Origin of the sequence: Vibrio sp. NC2 (genome assembly GCF_025195005.1) — a bacterium.
Taxonomy (GTDB): Bacteria; Pseudomonadota; Gammaproteobacteria; order Enterobacterales; family Vibrionaceae; genus Vibrio; species Vibrio splendidus.
In genome coordinates this window covers 82820-106121 of sequence record NZ_JANVFC010000014.1, presented here as the reverse complement: position 1 = coordinate 106121, position 23302 = coordinate 82820, and the positions used below count along the sequence as shown (strand labels likewise).

The 23302-nt window shown below is 44.4% G+C and carries 17 protein-coding genes; 12 read left to right on the top strand and 5 right to left on the bottom strand.

Annotated features, from left to right (window positions below; genetic code table 11):
• Positions 1 to 40 precede the first annotated feature (40 nt).
• A complete protein-coding gene (djlA, locus tag NX845_RS16985) occupies positions 41 to 895 on the top strand; it encodes a co-chaperone DjlA (RefSeq protein WP_017077642.1) in 855 nt (284 codons plus the stop codon).
• Positions 896 to 953: 58 nt separating this feature from the next.
• Positions 954 to 1499: a DUF924 family protein gene (locus NX845_RS16980; RefSeq protein ID WP_260257017.1), complete on the top strand. Its 546-nt coding sequence runs from the start codon at positions 954 to 956 to the stop codon at positions 1497 to 1499.
• Positions 1500 to 1600: 101 nt separating this feature from the next.
• On the opposite strand, the gene NX845_RS16975 is transcribed toward NX845_RS16980, so the two are convergent.
• From NX845_RS16975 to leuA, 5 genes are all read right to left on the bottom strand, one after another.
• The gene (locus NX845_RS16975; RefSeq protein ID WP_061025023.1) at positions 1601 to 2383 is read right to left on the bottom strand and encodes a DUF547 domain-containing protein; all 783 of its coding nucleotides are present in this window, start codon (positions 2381 to 2383) and stop codon (positions 1601 to 1603) included.
• A 194-nt stretch (positions 2384 to 2577) separates the two neighbouring features.
• Entirely contained in the window at positions 2578 to 3180 is a 603-nt protein-coding gene (gene leuD, locus NX845_RS16970) for a 3-isopropylmalate dehydratase small subunit (protein WP_061025022.1), read from the bottom strand.
• A 14-nt stretch (positions 3181 to 3194) separates the two neighbouring features.
• Positions 3195 to 4607 carry a 3-isopropylmalate dehydratase large subunit gene (gene leuC, locus NX845_RS16965; RefSeq protein WP_017088769.1) on the bottom strand — a complete coding sequence of 471 codons (1413 nt, stop codon included), beginning with the start codon at positions 4605 to 4607 and terminating at the stop codon, positions 3195 to 3197.
• Between the two features lie 117 nt (positions 4608 to 4724).
• Positions 4725 to 5816, bottom strand: a complete 1092-nt coding sequence (gene leuB / locus NX845_RS16960; protein WP_260257016.1) for a 3-isopropylmalate dehydrogenase — start codon at positions 5814 to 5816, stop codon at positions 4725 to 4727.
• A gap of 97 nt (positions 5817 to 5913) precedes the next feature.
• Positions 5914 to 7461: a 2-isopropylmalate synthase gene (gene leuA, locus NX845_RS16955; RefSeq protein ID WP_004735885.1), complete on the bottom strand. Its 1548-nt coding sequence runs from the start codon at positions 7459 to 7461 to the stop codon at positions 5914 to 5916.
• Positions 7462 to 8029: 568 nt separating this feature from the next.
• On the opposite strand from leuA, the gene NX845_RS16950 reads away from it, so the two are divergent.
• The 10 genes from NX845_RS16950 to NX845_RS16905 all read left to right on the top strand — a co-directional run bounded on the left by NX845_RS16950 (position 8030) and on the right by NX845_RS16905 (position 23099).
• Complete coding sequence (locus NX845_RS16950) at positions 8030 to 8692, top strand: TetR/AcrR family transcriptional regulator (RefSeq protein ID WP_102441793.1); 663 nt, start codon at positions 8030 to 8032, stop codon at positions 8690 to 8692.
• The gene (locus tag NX845_RS16945; RefSeq protein ID WP_108091715.1) at positions 8689 to 10026 is read left to right on the top strand and encodes an efflux RND transporter periplasmic adaptor subunit; all 1338 of its coding nucleotides are present in this window, start codon (positions 8689 to 8691) and stop codon (positions 10024 to 10026) included. The genes NX845_RS16950 and NX845_RS16945 overlap by 4 nt, the downstream gene beginning before the upstream one ends.
• Entirely contained in the window at positions 10023 to 13130 is a 3108-nt protein-coding gene (locus NX845_RS16940; protein ID WP_108194347.1) for an efflux RND transporter permease subunit, read from the top strand. The genes NX845_RS16945 and NX845_RS16940 overlap by 4 nt, the downstream gene beginning before the upstream one ends.
• Positions 13131 to 13436: 306 nt before the next feature.
• Positions 13437 to 13961 (top strand): phosphatase PAP2 family protein, encoded by a 525-nt coding sequence (locus NX845_RS16935; protein WP_102501120.1) that lies wholly within the window; start codon positions 13437 to 13439, stop codon positions 13959 to 13961.
• A 57-nt stretch (positions 13962 to 14018) separates the two neighbouring features.
• Positions 14019 to 15074 carry an MJ1255/VC2487 family glycosyltransferase gene (locus tag NX845_RS16930; RefSeq protein WP_102458446.1) on the top strand — a complete coding sequence of 352 codons (1056 nt, stop codon included), beginning with the start codon at positions 14019 to 14021 and terminating at the stop codon, positions 15072 to 15074.
• Positions 15075 to 15420: 346 nt separating this feature from the next.
• Entirely contained in the window at positions 15421 to 16380 is a 960-nt protein-coding gene (gene leuO, locus NX845_RS16925; RefSeq protein WP_004735878.1) for a transcriptional regulator LeuO, read from the top strand.
• A 201-nt stretch (positions 16381 to 16581) separates the two neighbouring features.
• A complete protein-coding gene (locus NX845_RS16920; RefSeq protein ID WP_102501119.1) occupies positions 16582 to 18390 on the top strand; it encodes a long-chain fatty acid--CoA ligase in 1809 nt (602 codons plus the stop codon).
• A 460-nt stretch (positions 18391 to 18850) separates the two neighbouring features.
• Entirely contained in the window at positions 18851 to 20608 is a 1758-nt protein-coding gene (locus tag NX845_RS16915) for an acetolactate synthase 3 large subunit (RefSeq protein WP_054541385.1), read from the top strand.
• Between the two features lies 1 nt (position 20609).
• Positions 20610 to 21104, top strand: coding sequence for an acetolactate synthase small subunit (gene ilvN / locus NX845_RS16910; protein ID WP_004735875.1), 495 nt, complete (start codon positions 20610 to 20612; stop codon positions 21102 to 21104).
• A 111-nt stretch (positions 21105 to 21215) separates the two neighbouring features.
• Positions 21216 to 23099, top strand: coding sequence for a diguanylate cyclase (locus NX845_RS16905; protein ID WP_260257015.1), 1884 nt, complete (start codon positions 21216 to 21218; stop codon positions 23097 to 23099).
• Positions 23100 to 23302: the final 203 nt, after the last annotated feature.

Here is a 23302-nt window from a genome sequence, read left to right as displayed (position 1 = left end):
CAGCGTTACTCAGATAAAATTCATAGATAGAGAACACATAATGCAAATATTTGGCAAAATTTTGGGCGCGTTTTTTGGCTTTTTATTTGGAGGGCCGCTCGGTTTAGTTTTTGGTCTGTTTTTAGGGCATCAATTTGATAAGGCTCGACGTTTAAGCCAATCGGGCTTCAATAGCTCTGGTTTTGGCCGAGGTCCAAGCCAAGCTGAAAGACAAAACGAGTTTTTCAAATCTGCTTTTGCGGTTATGGGACACGTTGCTAAAGCTAAGGGGCAGGTTACACCAGAAGAGATTCAGCTCGCTTCTACAATGATGGAGCGTATGAACCTGCATGGCGAACAACGTAAAGCGGCTCAAGATGCTTTCCGTGACGGCAAAGAGAGTGACTTCCCGTTAAGCGATGTGCTTGAGCGTGTGAAAATCTCATCGGGTGGTCGTTTTGACCTTCTGCAGTTTTTTCTGGAGCTACAAGTGTCCGCAGCATTTGCCGATGGAAGCTTGCACCCGAGTGAACGTCAGGTTCTGCATAAGATAGCGCAAGGCCTTGGATTTTCTGCAGAACAGCTAGAGCGCCGCTTACAGATGCAAGAAGCAGCATTTCGTTTTCAACAGCAAGGTGGAAGCTTTGGTGGCCATCAAGGCCATGGGCAATCATCGGGTTGGCAACAGGCTTCGCAACAAAACCAATTGGCCGATGCGTTTAAAGTTCTCGGTGTGAGTGAAAGTGCCGACGGTAAAGAGGTTAAGAAAGCTTACCGCAAGCTGATGAATGAGCATCACCCAGATAAACTGATGGCGAAGGGCTTACCGCCTGAGATGATGAATGTTGCGAAAGAGAAATCGCAAGAAATTCAGAACGCTTATGATCTGATAAAGAAAGTAAAAGGTTTTAAGTAATTGAATATAGACCGAGTCATGATATTAAATGACTCGGTTTTTTATTAAAGGGAATTATATGACGGTAACGTATCAGGATGTTCTAGAGTTTTGGTTCGATGAACTGACGCCAAAAGACTGGTTTACTGGCGGTGAAGAGATCGATACTTTGATTGAGTCTCGTTTTGCTAAACTGCACAAAGCCGCTATCCAAGGTGAGCTATTTGAATGGCGACAAAATGCAGAAGGGCGCTTGGCTGAAATTATCGTGCTTGATCAGTTTTCTCGAAATATGGGTCGAAACAGTCCTGTAGCATTTTTGGCTGATCCTATGGCGTTGGTTTTAGCGCAAGAGGCGGTAGCGGGTGGTTTTGATCACCAACTCAATCAACAACAGAAAAGCTTCCTCTACATGCCTTATATGCATAGTGAATCTTTGCTGATGCATGAACAAGCGGTGCTGCTTTTTTCCCAAACAGGGCTAGAGAATAACCTTGATTTTGAGTTTAAGCACAAGGTGATCATTGAGCGTTTTGGTCGTTACCCACACCGTAATCAAGTGTTAGGGCGAGCTTCGACTCCCGAAGAAATTGAATTCTTACAGCAACCGGGCTCAAGCTTTTAATCGTAGAAATACGGTCAAAGAATTGAGAAGAGGCTAGAGGTTAATAAAAACCTCTCGCCTCTTTTTTTGTTTAGCTTAATTCATGAGCTTTAACGTTAAAACTAGTTTGCTTGGTTAAGCGACCAATCATAGTCATAACTGGTTTTTTCAGTGTTCGTCACCGGCTTTGTTCGATACTGGTCTAAGTGTTGAATGAGTTGTTTCTCTGTACCAAAATCCACAGCAAACCATTCGTAAATCGATGATAGTTGGAGTTTGTTGTTTCCAATCAACACGCCCTTATCGCTATTTACAAAATCACTAGCAGCTTGTTCCAACAAGGCTGCAGTGTTGTCAGAGGTAAAAGCTTCAGGCTGCAAGTTAGGGCATCCCAAACTCGCACAATTCACTGCATAATGCGTACGTGGATCTTGCCAAATCGGTCTTAAGATTCGATGTTCAATATCATTGAGTGTTAGCGACTTCCCATTTACCTTCACTACATCATCTCCCCACGGTCCAAAACTAAACAGTCCGCCGAGCTTGGTGATGGATTTTATTGGGTAAGCATCGAGAATTAGATCGACAGTCACGGCGTTATATAAATTAACCCAGTAGGCATACTGTTCCGCTTTTGAATAGTCGAGTGGATTCAACTGTTCTAGTCTCTTGATGTACTGCTTGAGCTTTGCCTTATCTGCAGCGCTAACCGCTTGATAGCGAACTAGGGTGTTTTGCCCTTGTTTAATTAAGTAGCTATCGATAAATTGCTGCCAGTCTTGATGAGATACCTGTTCTTGATTGGTTTCATTACTTTGGTTCCAGTATGGCCAAAGATCAGATTTAGGCGCAGACCAAGCTAAGGTTGAGAAAAGTAGGCTGACAATAAAAAGTAGTTGTTTCATGGCATTCTCCTGATGACTGACTACTAAGACCTTATGCTTTACGATTTTCTTTCATAGCTCTTCAGTTAAATAGCGGAACTGCTCTAAATAAAGGGCTGAGCTTAATAAGCACATTAAGTTAAGCTAAAAGCTCAGCCAAATAAAAAAGGTTGGCACTAGGCCAACCTTTTATATGTACACAAAACTGTGTGATGCTATTTCAGGAAGCTAGGAATCTTAGCTTCAAACTCTGAAATTTTATCTGCGTGTTGAAGCGTTAGGCCGATGTTATCTAGGCCATTCAGCAAGCAGTGACGACGGAACTCATCAATTTCAAACGAGTATTCTTTTCCATTGGCAGCGACTTTTAGTGCTTCAAGATCAACTGTAATTTCTGCGCCTTCGTTTGCTTCAACGAACTGGAAGATTTCATCAACTTCCTGCTCTGTAAGACGAACAGGAACCATCTGGTTATTGATCGAGTTACCGTAAAAAATGTCTGCAAAGCTTGGCGCGATCATCACTTGAATACCGTAATCGGCAAGCGCCCAAGGTGCATGTTCACGAGATGAACCACAACCAAAGTTTTCACGAGCTAGGAGAATTGAAGCGCCTTTATAACGTGGGGCGTTCATTACAAACTCAGGGTTTGGCTGTTGGCCTGCGTCATCAAGGAAGCGCCAATCGTGGAACAAGTGCTTACCAAATCCAATACGGTTCACTTTCTGTAGAAACTGCTTTGGAATGATCGCATCAGTATCGATGTTGGCCGTATCTAGAGGAACGACTAATCCGGTGTGTTGTTGAAAACCTGACATGTTAAATCCTCTAATTAAAGTTCACGAATATCGACAAAGTGACCAGCGATTGCCGCTGCGGCTGCCATTGCTGGGCTAACTAGGTGCGTACGACCATCACGGCCTTGGCGACCTTCAAAGTTACGGTTTGATGTAGAAGCACAGCGCTCTTGTGGACCTAAACGGTCATTGTTCATAGCAAGACACATAGAGCAACCCGGTAGGCGCCATTCAAAACCTGCTTCGATAAAGATCTTATCTAGGCCTTCAGCTTCAGCTTGCGCTTTTACTTGCTCAGAGCCTGGAACGATTAATGCTTGAACATGTTCCGCTACTTGGCGGCCTTTCGCTACCGCTGCTGCTGCGCGCATGTCTTCGATACGAGAGTTAGTACAAGAACCAACAAACACTTTATCGACGTTGTAATCAGATAAAGATTTACCCGCTTCAAGTCCCATGTAAGCTAGCGCTTTTTCAGCCGATGCTTTTTCAACAGGGTCTGCGAAGCTTTCTGGCGCAGGGATTGGTGTGTCTACTGAGATCACCTGACCTGGGTTAGTACCCCAAGTGACTTGTGGTTTGATGTCAGCCGCTTCTAGCGTTACAACAGCATCGAACTCTGCATCAGCATCGGTTTTCAATGTGTTCCAGTATTCAATTGCCGCTTCTAAGTCTTCGCCTTGTGGAGAGAACTTACGACCTTTGATGTATTCGTATGTTGTTGCATCTGGAGCAATTAGACCCGCTTTAGCACCAAGCTCGATCGCCATGTTACATACCGTCATACGACCTTCCATTGTAAGGTCGGTAATCGCCTCACCACAGAATTCAACCACGTAGCCTGTACCGCCAGCCGCCGTTGTCTTGCCGATGATCGCCAGTACGATATCTTTTGCTGTAATACCTTCCGCTACTTGACCTTTGACTTCAATCTTCATGGTTTTAGCGCGAGCTTGTTTTAGTGTTTGCGTTGCTAGAACGTGCTCAACTTCTGAAGTACCGATACCGAATGCCAATGAACCAAATGCACCGTGTGTAGCCGTGTGTGAGTCACCACATACGATGGTCATGCCCGGTAGCGTAATACCTAGCTCAGGGCCCATTACGTGCACAATACCTTGGTATTTGTGGTTTAAGTCGTAAAGCGTGACACCAAACTCTTCACAGTTCTTCGATAGCGTTTCCATTTGGATACGAGCCATCTCGCCAGAAGCGTTGATGTCTTTAGTTTGTGTCGATACGTTGTGGTCCATGGTCGCAAAAGTTTTACCTACTTGGCGAACTTTACGACCTTTTTCACGCAGGCCATCAAAGGCTTGTGGCGACGTTACTTCGTGGACTAAGTGGCGATCGATATAAAGAATAGGCGTTTCGCCCTTCGCTGCAACCGCAACGTGAGCGTCATAAACTTTTTCGTATAAGGTTTTTGCTTGCTGGTTTGTCGACATAGCTTTTCTTCCTTGGGATCATCAGTCCCAGTGTTTGTTTCTAGCCAAGTCATGCTATTTAAGCTGACTTGGCTTGATATTATTCTTATGTACTTGCTTCTAATCTAAGCATCTAGCTTATGAAGCTAAGATGTACTCAGCGATCTTGTCACCCATTTCAGAGGTAGTCAGCGCTTGATTTTTGCCTGCAAGGTCAGCGGTTAGCTCGCCTGCAGAAAGTGCTTTAGATACCGCTGTTTCGATATTTTGAGCTGCGGCTTCTTCGCCTAGGCTGTAACGAAGCATTAGCGCTGCAGAAAGAATTTGCGCGACTGGGTTCGCGATGTTCTTGCCTGCAATATCTGGAGCGCTGCCACCTGCAGGTTCGTATAGGCCGAAGTTACTTTCGTTCAAGCTTGCAGAAGGAAGCATACCCATAGAACCCGTGATCATTGCGCACTCATCAGAGATGATGTCACCGAAGATGTTTGAACATAGCATTACGTCAAACTGAGATGGATCTTTGATTAACTGCATGGTCGCGTTGTCGATGTACATGTGGTTTAGCGTGACATCTGGGTAGTCTTTCGAGATTTCTTCAACCACTTCACGCCATAAGATAGAGCTCTGAAGAACGTTCGCTTTATCTATTGAGTACACGTTTTTGTTACGTAGACGAGCAGATTCAAAAGCAATCTTCGCAATACGTTCGATTTCGTAACGGTGGTAAACCTCAGTATCAAACGCTTTTTCAGTTGCGCCTTCGCCTTCACGGCCTTTAGGTTGGCCGAAGTAGATACCGCCTGTTAGTTCACGAACAACAACGATGTCGAAACCATTACCTGAGATGTCAGCACGCAAAGGAGAGAAAGACTCTAAACCTTTGTGGATTTGTGCAGGACGTAGGTTACAGAACAATTGGAAGTGCTTACGCAGAGGAAGTAGGGCACCACGTTCTGGTTGATCGTTTGGTGGAAGGTGTTCCCACTTAGGACCGCCAACCGAGCCGAAAAGTACCGCGTCAGATTCTTCACAACCTGTTACTGTCGCTTCTGGAAGTGGACAGCCGTGATTATCAATTGCGATACCACCAACATCATACTCTTCGCGAGAAAAGCTAATCGCGTGCTTCTTTTCAATCGCGTCTAGCACTTTATGTGCTTGCTGCATTACTTCTGGGCCAATGCCATCACCAGGTAGTACGGCAATCTTGTATGATTTATCAGTCATGTTAATCCTTTAATTCTTGTTACTGAGCTAGTTGGCTCGTTTTAAATTTTGTCCCTAAAGCCAACAACAGCGGCTCTAGGGCTCTGTTATTGGGTGCTTAAACTGTCGCGATTCTTTGCTGCTTCATTTCAGCGATGGTGTCTGCACGTTGAATGCTATTGATAACGTGCAATAGCGCTTGACCAGAAGCTTCAACGATATCCGTTGAAACGCCCGTACCGTGGTACTTACGGCCTTTATAGTTCGCAATAATATCGGCTTGACCTAAGCCATCTTCGCCTTCGCCTTTCGCGGTCAGGTCGAATTTATCCAATGCAATTTCGTAACCCGTTAAGCGGTAGATACATTGGTATAAAGCATCTACAGGGCCGTTACCGACAGCCGCTTCGCATTTCTCTTCATCGCCACATTGCAGCTTGATACTGGTGGTAGACATAACACTACCAGATTGTACGCTTAGGTAGTTAAGTTTATAGAAGTCATCTTCGTCACGTAGGTTTGCGAAGTGCATCAATGCTTCTAGGTCGTAATCGAACACTTGGCCTTTACGGTCAGCCAGCTTCAAGAAGTCTTCGTACAATGAATCTAGGTTGTACTCATTGTCTTTGTAGCCCATTGCGTCCATGTGGCTCTTAACAGCCGCTCGGCCACTACGGCTTGTTAGGTTCAATGCCTTGTTCTTCAAGCCGATAGACTCAGGCGTCATGATCTCGTAAGTGTTCTTATTCTTAAGCATGCCGTCTTGGTGAATACCTGAAGAGTGGCTGAATGCGTTAGCACCGACGATTGCCTTGTTGTCTTGAATTGGCATGTGGCAAAGCTGGCTAACCAACTTACTGGTACGGTGAATCTCTTTATGATCCAAGCCGGTGTGAACACCCAAAAGCTCTTGACGAGTTTTGATGATCATTGCGATTTCTTCTAAAGAACAGTTACCTGCACGTTCGCCAATACCATTGATTGTGCCTTCAATTTGACGAGCGCCCGCTTGCACAGCAGCAATTGAGTTTGCAACCGACATACCTAAGTCATCGTGACAGTGAACAGAGATGATCGCTTGGTCGATGTTGGGTACGCGATCGAATAGCGTTTTGATAATGCCACCAAACTCATTCGGTACTGTATAGCCAACGGTGTCTGGAATATTGATGGTTTTAGCGCCTGCGTTAATCGCGGCTTCAACCATACGACATAGGTTGTCGATAGGGGTACGACCGGCATCTTCACAAGAGAATTCAACATCATCGGTATAGTTACGAGCGTGTTTGACAGCTTTTACTGCCATCTCTACTACATCGTCGTAGCTGCGGCGTAATTTGTCTTGTACGTGAACCGTTGATGTAGAAATGAAGGTATGAATACGGAACTGGTCAGCAACTTTAAGCGCTTCTGCAGCGGCATCGATATCTTTCGCTACGGCACGAGAAAGTGCACAAATACGGCTGTCTTTGATGTGTTTAGCGATGGTTTGTACTGACTCAAAATCACCTGGAGAAGAGATAGGGAAGCCAGCTTCGATAACATCTACACCCAGTCTCTCAAGAGCATAAGCGATCTGTAACTTCTCTTTTACCGTAAGGCTTGCAGCCAATGCTTGCTCGCCGTCACGTAAGGTAGTATCAAAAATTATTACTTGATCGTTCATGGGTGCTTCCTTATATCGATAATGAATCGATTGCTATCCAAATTATTATTAAGAATGATGTTCTTTTAAAAGTGCCAGTTACAAAAAAACCCGCTCAGCGCGGGTTTTAATATTTGTGTAGTTCTTGACCCACAACTTACCCGCGCGATTGGTTCACGATAAGGAGAAGTTTCAGCAGTAGAGAAGAAGAAAAAATCATTACACAAATATCCGTAAATAAACTGTTAACACCATATTTACCGTAATTTATTCTGAGCGTCAAACAAGAAAATCCAATATCAGCGTACATTGGCAGTGTTTTGGTTTGGTTTGTGCTGTTTTTCATGTTGTGGATGGCTAAATCGACTGATTGGCGGTTTTGTATTGGCGGGTTAGTTTATCGTTTGGCTGATGTGTAGGTTAAAACTTTGTAGTAAATATTTTTGATGGAATGATTCACCAAAAAAATTACAAGCGTTACCCAATTAATTAATCACTTGATTAAATAGTGAGTAATTAATCTTCTACTGTTACGCCTGTTTATCTCTATAATTAATCGGATGATTAATTATAGAGATGGATTTTTGCCATGACGGCACGAAAAGCGGGGCGACCTCAACAGAACTTAGATGTTCGACAGTTATTGATTGAGCATGCTCGCGATCTGTTTGTTGTTCAGCCATACGACAAGGTCTCGACACGCCTGATTGCTGATCGTGCGGGTGTGAACATTGCGATGATCCGTTATTACTTTGGCAGTAAGGCTGGATTATTTGAGGCGATGCTACGTGAAACCCTACGACCGATGCAATTACAGATGCAAAGGTTGGTTGAAGAAAGTAGTCATGAGAACTTTCTTGATTTAATGCGGACTTACTACAAAGAGATGGTCAAGGTCCCCAAGTTTCCTCGCTTGATTGCCCAAGTGATGAATATGCCTCCCTCTGAAGTGCAAAGAGAGTTGCTCGAAAAGGTTTTCCTCGATGTGGCCAAGCCAGCCCAAGATGTCATTTTTGAAAAGTTGGTGGCACAAGGTGTCTTAAGAAAAGAGATGGATCCCAAGCTCTGTCGCGTGTCGTATATAAGTTTGATGGTATTTCCATTTATTGCGCCGCCCCCTCTATTAGCAATACATGGTATTGAGATTAATGAAGAATTTCTTAACCGTTTAATCGAACACAACATTCAATTGATGACAGAAGGCTTTATAAACACGCCTAGCCCTTCTTCCGTGCAGGACCAAAGACAATGAAAATAAATAAAAAACTACTCTTCTTTCCGGCACTTGCGGTTGGTGTCATTGGCCTTGTGGTTGCGATTAACTTGAAGCCGGATCTTCCAACCAAGCCCGCGGGTGATAGAGCTCGCTTAGTTGATACAGTAAGCCTAGAGCAACAACTGATAGCACCGTTAGCGGTTGGCTTTGGCAAAGTGGTGCCGAAAGTCGAATGGAAAGCGATTGCCGAGGTAACAGGACAGATCGTTTATCGTCATCCGGATCTTGAGAAAGGTCAGGTGATCCCCGCCGGAACGGTCGTGCTCAAGGTTGATCCATTGGATTACGAATTGAAACTGATACAAGCAGAGGCGGATCTAAAATCAAGCCAAACCTCATTAGCAAAATTGAATCAAGAAGAAGACAACCTGAATCAGACTCTTAAGATCGAAAAGAATCGCTTAGTGATCAGCAACAAAGAGCTACAACGTAAACAAGATCTGCGTAAGAAAGGGCTGACTTCTCAATCGGATGTCGACCTGCAACAACAAAGTGCTTTATCTCAACAGAAGCTAGTGCTAGATATCGCGAACCAAATCGCTTTAATGCCAGATGAAAAACGTGTTGCGGAAGCGGTGATTAAGGTCAATGTATCTAAAGTGAAAGAGGCGCAGCGCTCTCTCGATAAGACCACCATCATTTTGCCAAGAGCGATGAGAATTGCTCAAGTTGATATCGAACAAAACCAAGTGGTTAACCTTCAGCAAGAGATGTTTGTTGCTCACGGAATTAATGTCATGGAAGTGGAAGCGCAACTTTCTATTCACGATATGCAAACTTTAGCCTCGAGCTTTAATCAATTCCCTCGCGATGCAGCAGGGATCCCTAATCCTTATGAAGTGTCAATCAAAGCGACGATTCAACTTAACAGCGGCAACCTGAAACTGAGTTGGCCTGCGAAGGTGGCAAGAATCAGTGAGACGGTTGATGAAAACCAAGCGACAGCCGGAATTATTCTTGAGATCGCTCAAGACTATTCACAACTGCAGCCAAGCAATGCGACCCCTTTGGTCAACGGCATGTTTGTAAAAGCTGAGATTGAAGGTGTCGCGAATCTAAGTTGGGTGGTTCCAGAGCGAGCATTGCACGGTGACAAGGTTTACCTGATGGATAACAATCAGCGCTTGCAAGTGGTGAATGTTGAAGTGCTTTATCGCAGAGATAACCAAGTGGTTGTGAGTGGCGAGCTACAAACGGGAGATAAATTGGTTCTTAATGACGTCCTGCCAGCTATCGAAGGCATGTTACTGAAAGAGTCGAACTCTGAAGAGGTTAAGCTTGAATCGGATACTCAGGAGAGTGCGTCATGATCAAGTTCTTTTCTAGGCACCCAACAGCTGCAAACTTGCTGATGCTTGGGTTATTGATCATGGGTATCAGCTCATTATCAACCATCAAGCGTGAAACCTTCCCTGCTTATGATCCGCCTTATATTATGGCGGCCATCGTTTATCCCGGTGCATCACCACAAGAAGTGGAAGAAAGCTTGTGTGTACGAATGGAAGATGCCGTCGATGGCCTAGCTAACATTGAAGAGACTCAGTGTGAAGCCATCGAAGGTAGCGCACGTCTAATCCTGAAGTTGAATGAGAAAGCGGATATTGGCCGAATGCTGGTGGACGTGCAAACTCAAATCAACTCGATCAATGATTTCCCAACTGAGATTGAATCGCCTGTTGTTCAAGAACTGGATTGGAATGAACCGGTTGTTGATATCGCCATCACAGCAGAAACATCGTGGCCGGAGCTTAAGGCCTACGCTGAAGACCTCAAGCGTATCATGAAGCTTGATTATGATGTTTCACTGGTCGATGTTAGCGGCTTCTCTGATCATCAATACCGCGTTGAACTGGATACTCAAGCGATTCGCCAGCTGGGTTTGAGTGTCGGTGATATCGCAGACCAGATTGGCCGTCAGAATGTAAAACTGCCAAGCGGTAACGTTGAAACACCAGACAAGAATTTTTTGATTCGTTTTGATGAAAGACGAATTACACCTGTTGAGCTTGAAAGTATCGTGGTTGGATCTGCGCCCAATGGCTCTGTGATCCGTTTGAGGGACATTGCAAAAATAACCGACCGCTTTGAGCTTGATGAACAGAAGGTGTTGTTTGATGGCAAGCCATCGGCTCTGTTGAAAATCAGTAAGAATAAAGAAGATGATGCGTTACGAATCAAAGAGAACGTAACACGATTCGTTGAAGATCAAAGCGCGATTGCTCCTGATGGCGTGACACTGCAAATGACCAACGATCTCTCGTCGGTACTTTGGGATCGCCTTACCATGATGGTTCGCAATGGCTGGCAAGGTATTTTGCTGGTATTTGCCACCATGTGGTTGTTCTTCAGTTTGCGTTATTCATTCTGGGTAGCTGCTGGCCTGCCGGTAGCCTTCCTTGGTGGTTTGTTCTTGATGGCTAACCTTGGTTTATCGATTAACATCATGTCATTGGTTGGCTTGCTAATGGCGATTGGTATCATGATGGATGACGCCATCGTGATTGCTGAATCGATAGCGTCCCATTTAGATCGGGGGCAAAACGTTGATGATGCGGTGTACAATGGCGTTAAGAAAGTGCTTCCCGGAGTCTTATCTTCTTTCTTAACTACAGTGTGTATTTTCGGTAGCTTGCTGTTTCTTGATGGGGAAATGGGCGCGGTGCTTAAGGCTGTTCCTCAAGTATTGATATTAGTGCTCTCGTTGAGCTTGATTGAAGCCTTCCTGATTCTGCCTAATCACTTGTCTCATTCATTACACAAAGAAAAGAATGACAAGCCAGCGCTGCGCTTCAAAGTTGTGTTGTTAGAGAAGTTTGAGAACTTTCGTAATACCACCTTGATGAACATGGTTGAGACAGTGGTGACATTCCGCTACGCCTTTATGGGCGGAGTGCTGACCCTGCTGTTGCTTTCGGTAGCCTTGATTGCTGGTGGCGTTGTTAAGTTCCAACCTTTCCCTGAGCTTGATGGTGATATTGCCGAGGCGCGTATCATTCTTCCGCCGGGCGCATCATTGTCTCAAACCGAGAGAGTCGTAGACAAAATTGTCGCGTCTGCTGAGCGTTTGAATGAGCAATGGAGCGAAGAGGTTGAGGATGGTAATAAATTGGTTGAGCATATCACCAGCCAATTCAATGCCAACGCAGACGCCAATGAATCAGGGCCACATTTAGCTACTGTGCGTTTAGACTTACGCGGTGCAGAGAGCCGTAACACGGTTATCGATGATTTCATCAATGCATGGCGTGAAGATATCGGCGATTTGGCTGATCCTATTTCATTAGTGTTCAAGCAGCCCACCATGGGGCCGGGTGGTCGTGCCATCGAGATCCGTGCCAAGCATGATGATCTGGCTGAATTGAAGTCCGCTTCTCTGGAGATTCAGGAGTACCTCAATCAGTTTGACGGGGTGCATGGTGTACTTGATGACATGCGTATGGGTAAAGAAGAAATCTTAGTTAAACTTCGCCCTGGAGCCGAAACCTACAATGTGAATGGGCAGATGATTGCGTCCCAATTACGAGCGGCTTTCTTTGGGCAAACTGCGGATGAGATTCAAATCGGTGTTGAGAACATCTCGATCGAAGTGCGTCTTGATAAAGAACAAGCGGGCGACATACAGCAGCTGGCTAACTTCCCGATCATTACCGCAGATGGTAGCCAGATCCCGCTGGCGACATTGGCAACGTTAGATTTTCAACGTAACTACGTACGAATCCAGCGCATCGATGGCTTAAGAACCATCAGTATCTTTGGTGATATTGATAATAAGAAAGCGAGTTCATCCGCGATTTTGGCTCAGTTCCAAAAAGATGAAGCAGCTAAGCTTATTCAAAAATACCCAGGATTACGCTTTGATTTTGAAGGGGAGGCTAAAGATGCCGCGAAGACAGGAGCCTCGATGGGTAAAGGCTTCTTGCTTGGTTTATTCGGCGTGTTTGCGATTCTTAGCTATCAGTTCAGAAGCTACTTAGAGCCTGTGGTTGTGATGCTAGCCATTCCACTGGCCTTTATTGGGGTGGTCGTTGGGCACTGGATACTTGGGCACTCTTTGAGTATGCCAAGCATGATGGGCTTTGTGTCGCTTGCCGGGATTGTGGTTAATGATTCCATCTTGTTAGTCCAGTACATTCGTCACCATGTCGATGAGGGAGATAGCGTGCACGACTCGGTAGTGAAAGCCAGTCGCGAGCGTTTCCGTGCGGTATTCTTGACCTCAATGACGACAGCGGCAGGTTTGCTACCGCTGTTGACGGAAACCAGCTTACAGGCTCAGGTTATCCAGCCTCTGGTTATTTCTATCGTGTTTGGCATATTTGCCTCGACCTTACTGGTGTTGTTTATGATCCCTGCGGCCTACGCGATACTGGCGGACTTTGGTTTAGTGAAAAAGCATGAGCCATTAGCGCTATAACTTTTAGTGCTATAACCTTTAGCGCTATTATCATTAGTGAGCACTATTATCATTAGCGAACGCTATAGCCATTAACACGATAGAAGTAGCGTTTGCTTGCTTATATAAAGAAGTAAAAACGTAGAAGAATAAAGCGGCCTTGGGTCGCTTTATTTTTATCTGCAGTTTCTAGGCCCCATCAGCTTGCTTAGCGAAAGCGGTCAATTCGCCTCAAAATTCATTTTAGTTCATTCAAAACGTCACTTAACTGTCATTTCAGGAGCATAACTTGAGCCTTAACTGAATAAGGATTGTTAAGGAGATTGTATGCGTACTATCGAACCTATTGTCCGCTGGGATGTGGCATTTTCTGTTTTCTGTTTAAAGAGCCGTTATAGCGGACAACAGGCGACACTCAGTAAGGCGGTGTCTCATACTGGAGATGGACACCTTTACGTTTTGATTGCTTTGGTTGCACTACTGGCTGACAGTTACACCGGACGAGACTTTCTTTTGGTGGGCGTAACTGCCTTTGCAATCGAGTTACCTATTTACTGGTTTGCCAAAAATACCCTCAAGCGTCGCAGACCCGCTGAATTCTCTTCATTGCTTTACTCCCATATTGTGCCATCTGATAAATACAGCCTGCCTTCTGGGCATTCCGCTGCGGCTTTTGTTATGGCGACTCTAATCGGACATTTCTATCCGAGTTTATATCTCTTTAGCCTGATTTGGGCGGCAGCGATTGCTGGCTCTCGAATCCTACTTGGTGTGCACTTTTTAACGGACGTACTGATTGGTGCAGCCTTGGGCATCGCTTGTACTAGCCTTGCTATCAGCTTCATCCTGTAATCATTTTGTTGGCAACAACCACTGCCGAACTTAAGTGGCAAACATAAAGGAACATGCATGAAAATTTTATATGGCGTACAAGGCACAGGGAATGGGCACATCGCTCGAGCGAGAGCAATGGCTGTGGCTTTTCGTCAGCAAAATATCGATGTCGACTTTCTGTTCTCTGGGCGAGACGAGAGCAAGTACTTCTCGATGGAAGCGTTTGGTAATTATCAGACCCGCAGCGGCTTAACTTTTTACAGCGAGCAGGGGCAGGTTAAATACGGCAAGACATTCATCAAGAACAACATCTGGCGATTTCTCAGTGAGATTAATCAGATCGATTTGACGCCTTATGACTTAGTGTTGAATGACTTTGAACCTGTGACTGCATGGGCAGCTAAGAGGCAAGGTGTGCCATGCATTGGCATAAGCCACCAGAATGCGTTCCGCTACGATGTACCTAAAGAAGGGGGCAACTGGATTGAACATTCGGTGATTCAACATTTCGCCCCAACTGAGCACTCGATTGGTTTGCATTGGTATCACTTTGAACAACCTATACTGCCGCCTATCGTTCACACGCTGGCTGGTGATCAACAAACAAAAGCAGCACAAAACTTTACGTTGGTCTATTTGCCGTTTGAGGATCTTGAGTCGATCTCAGAGCTGCTGATGAAGTTCATTTCGCACAACTTTGTCTGTTACCACCCGGATGTTATTGAGCATAGCCGAGTCGAAAATATTGAGTTCAAACCACTCAGTCATGCTGGCTTCCAATTCGACCTCAATCAATGCTCTGGTGTAGTGGCCAATGGCGGCTTTGAATTGCCATCTGAAGCCCTGACTTTGGGTAAGAAATTGCTTCTGAAACCACTTGAGGGGCAGTTCGAACAACAGAGTAATGTGGCGACGCTAGAGGCTCTTGGATTAGCTCAAACTATGACCTTTTTAGATGCGGCTATCATGCGCAGTTGGCTCGGTGAAAAGCAGGCTGAAGTGGTCACTTATCCCGATGTGGCAAGTGCACTTGTTGAGTGGGTGTTAGCGGGCAATTGGTCCAACCAAGATGACTTAAGAAAGCAACTTTGGGACAAGGTAGATTTTCCTAGTTATGCATCGCTCACTTAACTCATAAGTGTTATTTCTGAATCAACCGGTCAAACAATTCATGGGTTCAATAAATTGTAACAAATGTAACCAAACGATAGAACAGCTAAATAAGTCGAAATGAAACTCATAAGTGATGCATTTTATGTTTTTTTATAACTCTATAAATAATTGATTTTTAGATGTTATTTAATCATTAAGGTAAAATAAAATTATTCTTTATCAATCTTGTTGGTAGCTCGAGATTTATTGGTTAATAGTAATGGTAATCCGAAAAACATCGGTCTGATAAATATAAGAATTAGTGGTTATCTATTCCTATACCATTACCAATTTAACGCTGTCGAACCGACAAGAGGCAACTTGAATGTTAGAGAAAAAAGACGCAATGAGTGCTATTGCAAGCTACAGAATGGAAAGCACACTTCGTGGAGTCGACTTAAATCTTTTGACTGTATTTGATGCAGTTATGCAAGAGCAAAACATTACACGTGCAGCTCATAATCTGGGTATGTCTCAGCCTGCTGTAAGTAACGCTGTTGCTCGTCTAAAAGTGATGTTTAACGACGAACTATTCATGCGTCAAGGTCGTGGTATTCAGCCGACTCAACGTGCTCGTCAGTTGTTTGGTCCAATCCGCCAAGCACTGCAGTTAGTTCGCAATGAACTGCCAAGTTCTGTGTTCTCTCCAGAGTCGTCTTCTCGTCTGTTCAAACTTGCGATTTGTAGCCCTTGTGACATGCGTTTTGCACCTAAGATCATGTCGACAATCAACGACCAAGCACCGAGCGTTAAACTGCACATGGATGCAGAATTCGATCGTCAACTTTCTGAGCGTATGCGCTACCAAGAAATCGACTTCGTTATTGATTACGCTCGTTTTGATGAGCAGGGCTTTTCAAGCACTGAGATCTTCCAAGACGAATTAGTTGTTGTTGCTTCTGCTTCTCACCCACGTATCAACGGTGAAGTTTCAGCGGCAGAGTTGCTTAACGAAAAGCACGCAAAACTGTCTCGCATCCATGGTCAACGCAGCTTCTCAGAGCAAGCTTACCGTGACCTAGATTGCACGCCTTTCTACGAAGGTACGAGCTTAAGCAACGTACTTTACGTTGTTGGTCAATCTGAGCTTGTGACGATTGCACCTCGTTGGATGGTTGAGCATGCCGCGAACAAAGATCAGCTTCAGATTCTAGATTTCCCGTTCGATAATGCGGCAATTTCTGGCTTCCTAAGCTGGCACGAATCAAGTGAAAAGGATAAAGGACACATTTGGTTACGAGATCAGTTAATGATGATCTGTGGCGAAGTCGTGGCGCTTAACTAAGCACTAATCCCTATGATTTGTAAGCCCTAAGCTGGGAGTCTGGCTTGGGGCTTTTTTGTACCTGCTATTTTTGTTGATAGAAAACTTAGCGTGAGACGTACTATTACTTATAACTTTGAGCTTCATCAGTTGCCTTTTCCATGATCAGAGGTACACTTGTGCGCTCAAAAAAGCTTACAGGTGTAAGCCAAAGGTAAAGAGATGGCCAATTTAGATTTTCATATCGTAAAAAGACTTCGTGACCAAATTGCCCGAGGCGGCAACCGTACAGCTTTGAAGCATAAAGTCGACAATGTATGGCAAGGTATTAGCTGGGAACAGTTTGGACAACAAATCGATACGCTTTCATTAGCACTGTTGGCTCACGGACTGAGAGTTCAGGATAAGATCGGTATCTTTTCGAACAATATGCCCCAGTGGACTGTGGCAGATTTTGCATCTTTACAAGCGCGTCTTGTAACGGTACCAATCTACCCAACCAACACAGCGGCGCAGTCTTCTTACATTATCCAAAATGCAGATGTGAAGATCTTATTCGTTGGCGAGCAAGCTCAATTTGATGCGGCGGTTAGCCTTTTTGAAGAGTGTGAACAGCTAGAAGTTGTTGTGGCGATGTCTGATGATATCGATCTGCAAGGACATCGCTTTGCCGTCTCTTGGAAAGAATTCATGGCTCGTGGTGTTGAAGATCAGCAAGCTGAGCTTGATGTTCGTCTTGCGGATGCCTGTATGGATGACTTACTGACACTTATCTATACCTCTGGTACAACAGGCCAGCCAAAAGGTGTAATGCTTGATTACACGAACGTTGGCTATCAACTAAAAGGCCATGATGAGCGCCTTAGCTTAAGTAAAGACGACGTCTCATTGTGTTTCTTACCGTTATCACATGTATTTGAGCGTGCTTGGACTTTCTATGTCCTTTATAAAGGCGCAACCAACTGTTACCTGCAAGACACAATGCAAGTGCGTGATGCACTGAGTGATGTTAAGCCAACGGTTATGTCTGCAGTTCCTCGTTTCTACGAGAAGATATTCTCAGCGATTCACGAGAAAGTATCTAAAGCACCGTTTATCCGTAAAGTCCTCTTTACTTGGGCCGTGAACATGGGAGCGAAGCTTTCTGTTTGTCACCAAGAAGGCCGCACACCATCATTCATGCTGAAGAAGAGCCATGCGCTTGCCGATAAGCTTGTGTTATCTAAACTGCGAGCTTTGTTAGGCGGTAACATCAACTTCATGCCATGTGGTGGTGCGAAGCTTGATGAAACCATTGGTCGCTTCTTCCACGCGATCGGTATCAACGTAAAACTTGGCTACGGCATGACAGAAACCACGGCAACAGTATCGTGCTGGGATGACCGCTGTTTTAACCCTGATTCAATTGGTATGTCGATGCCGGGCGCTGAAGTGAAAATTGGTGCTAAGGATGAGATTCTTGTTCGTGGTCCAATGGTGATGCGTGGCTACTACAAGATGCCAGAAGAGACGGCTAAGACGTTTGACGAGCACGGTTTCCTAAAGACTGGTGATGCGGGACATTTTGATGAAAATGGTAACCTGTTCATTACTGATCGTATTAAAGAATTGATGAAGACCTCTGGCGGTAAGTATATTGCACCGCAAGTGGTTGAAGGCGCGATTGGTAAAGATCACTTTATCGAACAGATTGCCGTTATCGCTGATACGCGCAAATTCGTTTCTGCGTTGATCGTTCCTTGTTATGACTCTCTAGAAGAGTATGCCAAAGAGCTGAATATCAAGTATCACGACCGTGTTGAGCTTGTTAAACATCACCAGATTGTCGAGATGCTAGAAAAGCGTGTGAATGACCTACAGCAAGAACTGGCTAAGTTTGAGCAAGTGAAGAAATTCAAGTTGCTGCCAAAAGCATTTTCTATGGATGATGGCGAACTGACACCTACTCAAAAATTGCGTCGTAAAGTTATCAACGATAAGTATCAAGACGAAATCGAAGAAATGTACAATGAAAAGCCTAAAGATAAGTAGTTTTCTGCTTAGATAAATTTTCAGTTGTTTAAAAATCCCCCTACGAATGTGATTGCATTTTTAGGGGGATTTTTTATGCCTGCTGACACAGCACAATGTGCGAAAGCGCACACCAATAAGGGCGTAATTAATCGATAAATCGTGATTCATTTGAATATTAAGCTCTTTTTTTTAGGTGTTAATTGGTTTTTAAATCTAACTATTGGGTTTGGTTTGGGTTTTATTTAATGCTTTCAGCTAATAGTTGGTTTTTTGACGTAATTATCGGATAACAGGTGTTAGACCAGATGATAATAAAGCGTTAAAGTTGTTTCGTATTACTGTTTGTTGTTATCACGACAGACAGCCATAGCCGAAAAAGTGGAAGTATTTCGAATTAGGCTACGAATAAGCCCTAGACTATGAAAAACCAGCCCAACATGTTCACCAAATATGGTTGGAAACTGGTGAGGAGAGCAATATGACAACAAAACCTGAAACAGCCATGTCATCCGGCGCTGAAATGTTATCCGGCGCTGAGATGGTGGTGCAGTCTCTAATTGAAGAGGGTGTAGAACAAATCTTTGGTTACCCAGGTGGTTCTGTACTTGATATCTATGATGCGCTGCATGCTAAAACTGCTGAAATTAAACACGTATTAGTACGACACGAACAAGCCGCTACCCACATGGCAGATGGCTATACTCGTTCTACCGGTAAGCCGGGCGTAGTACTTGTGTGTTCTGGTCCGGGTGCGACCAATACCGTTACTGGTATTGCCACCGCCTACATGGACTCAATTCCAATGATAGTTATTTCTGGTAACGTACCAAATAGCTTAATTGGTAATGACGCCTTCCAAGAGTGTGACATCGTGGGTGTATCCCGTCCGATCGTTAAACACAGCTTCCTCGTTAAGAAAGCGGAAGATATCCCTGAAGTCGTTAAAAAAGCATTCTATATTTCAACGACAGGACGTCCTGGTCCTGTGGTTATTGATCTGCCAAAAGACATCTTAAACCCACAAATCAAGCTTCCTTATGAATACCCAGAAACGATCAAAATGCGTTCATATAACCCAACGGTTACGGGTCATAAAGGTCAGATCAAAAAGGCGCTAAAAGCCCTTCTTGAAGCGAAGAAGCCGGTACTTTATGTCGGTGGTGGTGCGGTTATTTCTGAGGCAGATAAGCCGCTGTTAAAATTAGCAGAGGCACTGAATTTACCCGTGGTAAGCACCCTAATGGGGCTTGGCGCTTTCCCTGGTACCCATAAGAACTCTTTGGGTATGTTGGGCATGCATGGTTTGTATGAAGCCAATATGGCGATGCACAATGCGGACTTGATCTTTGGTATTGGCGTACGTTTCGATGATCGAACCACCAATAACCTAGATAAGTACTGCCCTGATGCGAAGATCATGCACATTGATATCGATCCATCTTCTATCTCTAAGAACGTTAAAGTGGATCTACCGATTGTAGGTTCAGCGGAAAAAGTACTAGAGAGCATGGTTAACCTGCTTATTGAGCAAGGTGGAACTAACGATGCAGAAGCGATGGAAAGCTGGTGGAGTGAAATTAAACAGTGGCAAGAACGTGACTGCTTAGCATATGACAAAACGTCTGGTCGTATTAAGCCACAACAAGTTATTGAAACACTTCATAAAGTAACCAATGGCGATGCCTATGTTGCTTCTGATGTAGGTCAACACCAAATGTTTGCTGCTTTGTACTACCCGTTTGACAAGCCACGCCGTTGGATTAACTCTGGTGGTCTAGGCACTATGGGCTTTGGCCTACCTGCTGGTATGGGCGTTAAGTTTGCGAAACCTGATGAAGAAGTTGTGATTGTTACTGGTGACGGCAGTATTCAAATGAATATCCAAGAGCTGTCGACTGCGCTGCAATACAATATTCCCGTTAAGATTATTAACCTTAACAACCGTTTCTTAGGCATGGTAAAACAGTGGCAAGACATTGTTTATCAAGGTCGTTACTCTAATTCATATATGGACTCTGTTCCTGATTTTGCTGCGATTGCTGAGGCTTATGGCCACGTTGGCATGCGTATTTCATCTCCGGATGAACTGGAATCAGGTTTGGAAAAAGCACTGGCGATGAAAGACCGTTTGGTATTTGTCGATATCAGTGTGGATGACACCGAGCACGTATACCCAATGCAGATCAAAGGCGAGGGTATGGATAACATGTGGCTAAGCAAAACGGAGAGAACATAATATGAGACACATCCTTTCACTATTAATGGAAAACCAACCAGGTGCACTTTCTCGAGTGGTTGGCTTGTTTTCTCAGCGTGGCTACAACATTGAGTCTTTGAATGTATCTCCTACGGATGATCCAACGCTTTCTCGTCTGAATGTCACCACTAACTCGAGCGAAATGCAGCTTGAGCAGATCCAAAAACAGCTACACAAGTTAATCGACGTACTTAAGGTACAAGAAGTGTCTGAGCTTGAGCATATCGAGCGTGAACTTTTGATGGTAAAAGTACGCGCTAGCGGCTTTGCTCGCGCTGAAGTGAAACGCACCGCGGATATCTTTCGTGGCCAAATCGTTGATGTAACGGCTTCGCAATATACGGTTCAAATGGCCGGCACTAGCGAGAAGCTGGATGCTTTCATTCAGGCATTGTCTGAAGTAACGGAAGTACTTGAAGTGGCTCGAAGTGGGGTTGTTGGCATCGCACGTGGTGAACGAGCGTTGAAAGCCTAAACAAGAAGTATTTAAAAAATAGTTTTAAAGCCGCTTTTTTAAGCGGCTTTTATTTTGTTAATTTCCTAGAGTGCTATAATCTTGCGCTCTCTTTTTCTTCCTGAGCTAGTAATGCGAAATAAAAAATCAATAATTACATTACTAATCATCTCAATCACACTCTGTTCAGCAGTTGCTCTATATTACTTGCAGCGATATCAAGAAGTGAAGCAGCAGAGTTTTGACTACTCGGCCAAGCAAGCCGTCCATCAATTGGTGTACGCCAAGCGAGACTACGATCTTCTTAAGACTCAATTAGTTTCCGTAATGGGCCTGTTAAGTCACAGCCAAAGCTTGGTTAATTTTGCCTCTTCTCCCTCTAACCAAACCAAAGATCTACTTGAAGAGGTTTGGCAGTCTGTCCTCGTGAACCAAAAATGGTATACACAGATCCACCTGCTAGATATCTCGGGTAAAGAGCTGGTTCGTGTCAACTACTCCGCTGATTCAGGCCACATAACGGTACCGCAACAGCTTCAAGATAAATCTGACTCGAGCTACTTTCAATACGCCCAAAAACTAGAAGCTGAACAAATTGGCGGCTGGGGCATTGAACTTGAAATGGAACATGGTGAGATTACCTTCCCTTATATGCCGGTAATTCGTGTCTTTACCCCCGTAGAAACACCTGATAAAAGAGTGGGCTACCTTGTTATTAATCTCGACGTATGGGGTTTATCGTCGCGTCTTAGTTTTTCACCTGATAATGATCTTAGAGCAGAAGTTCTTAATGAAGCGGGTTATTACATAGCGAGTAACCATAGCGGTAAGCTGTTTGGCGATTCTATTCCAGAAAGAAAAGGCTACAACCTGAAAAACATCGCACCAAAGGCATGGGAAGCGATCTCTAATGATCAGGTGGGGCACGTTTTTGAAGATGGCAATTTGTTTGCGTTTAACACGGTGATGCTCGCGAATAATCAAAAGGTCCATTTACTGATTCAACTTAATCAGAAACAACTGATGGATCGAGCTGAACCGAGCTTAAGTGACCTCTCTCAAGAAGAAGTGTTTGTGTTGCTAACGGTACTAGTTTTTGCGTTTCCGTTTGCTTATTTAGTGACTCATTACCGACGTCGAAGTCTAGAAAGTAAGTTGGCACGTGCCGCATTGAGCGGCATGTCGGCCGTCATGATCTCTGATAAGCAGCATCGTACTATGATGATCAACAACGAGTTTGAGAACATGACGGGGTACTGCAAAACTCAAGTTATCGGTCAAAATGCATTACAGCTGTTGCTTGAAAATACCGAGCAGACACTCTCGAGTGATTCAATCTGGCAACACTTAGAGCAAGAAGAAGTATGGGAGGGGGAAGTTCTGTGTAAGAACAAGTTACGTATCCCTTTCACCGTCATCATGCGAGTACAAGCCGTTAAGAATCGCTCTGGAAAGATCAGTTACTATATTACGTCTTTGGTTGATATTTCTGTAAGGAAGGAGCTTGAGGTGCGTTTGAGGATCTTAAGTGAACGAGATTCTTTGAGTAACCTTTGGAACCGCCGAAAGTTCGAAGAGCAGCTCGCGTATTATTCTCGCTTGGTCGAGCGTTACCCTAATGAAGCGACCACTTGCTTAGCTTTAGTCGATATTGATAACTTCAAACGAATCAATGACGAACTTGGCCACGATGAAGGCGACCGAGTGATTGCAAGTGTTGCAAGGCTTCTGCAAGACAGCCTACGCAATACTGATTTTGTTGCTCGCGTTGGGGGGGAGGAGTTTGCATTACTGATGCCACACACCTCGCTGCCGGAAGCGAAACGTGTATTGGATCGATTACGAATAGAAATAGAGCTATCCTCAGGGACTAAAGTGACGGTGAGTGTCGGTTTCACTGATTTGACAAGCAACAGCACTCGCTCGTACAAATGTGCCGATGTTGGGCTCTACGAATCTAAATCGTCTGGGCGCAATACCGTCTCTATGTGCCCTAGTCATGCTGATGTCGCTTAATCTTTCACTTGGCTTTCAACAGACTTAGCCTTTAAAAGATTTACGTTTTAAGTGACTAACCACTTTCCTATCAAGCCATCTTCCTTGCTTCGTATCTTTTAAAGCTAGTCTTCAGCCGTTCCTTTCAACATCTATACTAGGAATCTCACTTTTGAGGCGACCTATGTCACAAGTCTTATGTAGTTAGACTAAAGTCTAATGCT

Excerpts from the sequence above, each read along its gene's own strand:
- NX845_RS16950 (WP_102441793.1), top strand. The coding sequence starts at position 8,030 with ATGACGGCACGAAAAGCGGGGCGACCTCAACAGAACTTAGATGTTCGA.
- leuC (WP_017088769.1), bottom strand. The coding sequence starts at position 4,607 with ATGTCGACAAACCAGCAAGCAAAAACCTTATACGAAAAAGTTTATGAC.
- NX845_RS16935 (WP_102501120.1), top strand. The coding sequence starts at position 13,437 with ATGCGTACTATCGAACCTATTGTCCGCTGGGATGTGGCATTTTCTGTT.
- leuO (WP_004735878.1), top strand. The coding sequence starts at position 15,421 with ATGTTAGAGAAAAAAGACGCAATGAGTGCTATTGCAAGCTACAGAATG.
- leuA (WP_004735885.1), bottom strand. The coding sequence starts at position 7,461 with ATGAACGATCAAGTAATAATTTTTGATACTACCTTACGTGACGGCGAG.
- ilvN (WP_004735875.1), top strand. The coding sequence starts at position 20,610 with ATGAGACACATCCTTTCACTATTAATGGAAAACCAACCAGGTGCACTT.
- NX845_RS16920 (WP_102501119.1), top strand. The coding sequence starts at position 16,582 with ATGGCCAATTTAGATTTTCATATCGTAAAAAGACTTCGTGACCAAATT.
- djlA (WP_017077642.1), top strand. The coding sequence starts at position 41 with ATGCAAATATTTGGCAAAATTTTGGGCGCGTTTTTTGGCTTTTTATTT.
- NX845_RS16945 (WP_108091715.1), top strand. The coding sequence starts at position 8,689 with ATGAAAATAAATAAAAAACTACTCTTCTTTCCGGCACTTGCGGTTGGT.
- NX845_RS16975 (WP_061025023.1), bottom strand. The coding sequence starts at position 2,383 with ATGAAACAACTACTTTTTATTGTCAGCCTACTTTTCTCAACCTTAGCT.
- leuB (WP_260257016.1), bottom strand. The coding sequence starts at position 5,816 with ATGACTGATAAATCATACAAGATTGCCGTACTACCTGGTGATGGCATT.
- NX845_RS16930 (WP_102458446.1), top strand. The coding sequence starts at position 14,019 with ATGAAAATTTTATATGGCGTACAAGGCACAGGGAATGGGCACATCGCT.
- NX845_RS16940 (WP_108194347.1), top strand. The coding sequence starts at position 10,023 with ATGATCAAGTTCTTTTCTAGGCACCCAACAGCTGCAAACTTGCTGATG.
- NX845_RS16980 (WP_260257017.1), top strand. The coding sequence starts at position 954 with ATGACGGTAACGTATCAGGATGTTCTAGAGTTTTGGTTCGATGAACTG.
- leuD (WP_061025022.1), bottom strand. The coding sequence starts at position 3,180 with ATGTCAGGTTTTCAACAACACACCGGATTAGTCGTTCCTCTAGATACG.
- NX845_RS16905 (WP_260257015.1), top strand. The coding sequence starts at position 21,216 with ATGCGAAATAAAAAATCAATAATTACATTACTAATCATCTCAATCACA.
- NX845_RS16915 (WP_054541385.1), top strand. The coding sequence starts at position 18,851 with ATGACAACAAAACCTGAAACAGCCATGTCATCCGGCGCTGAAATGTTA.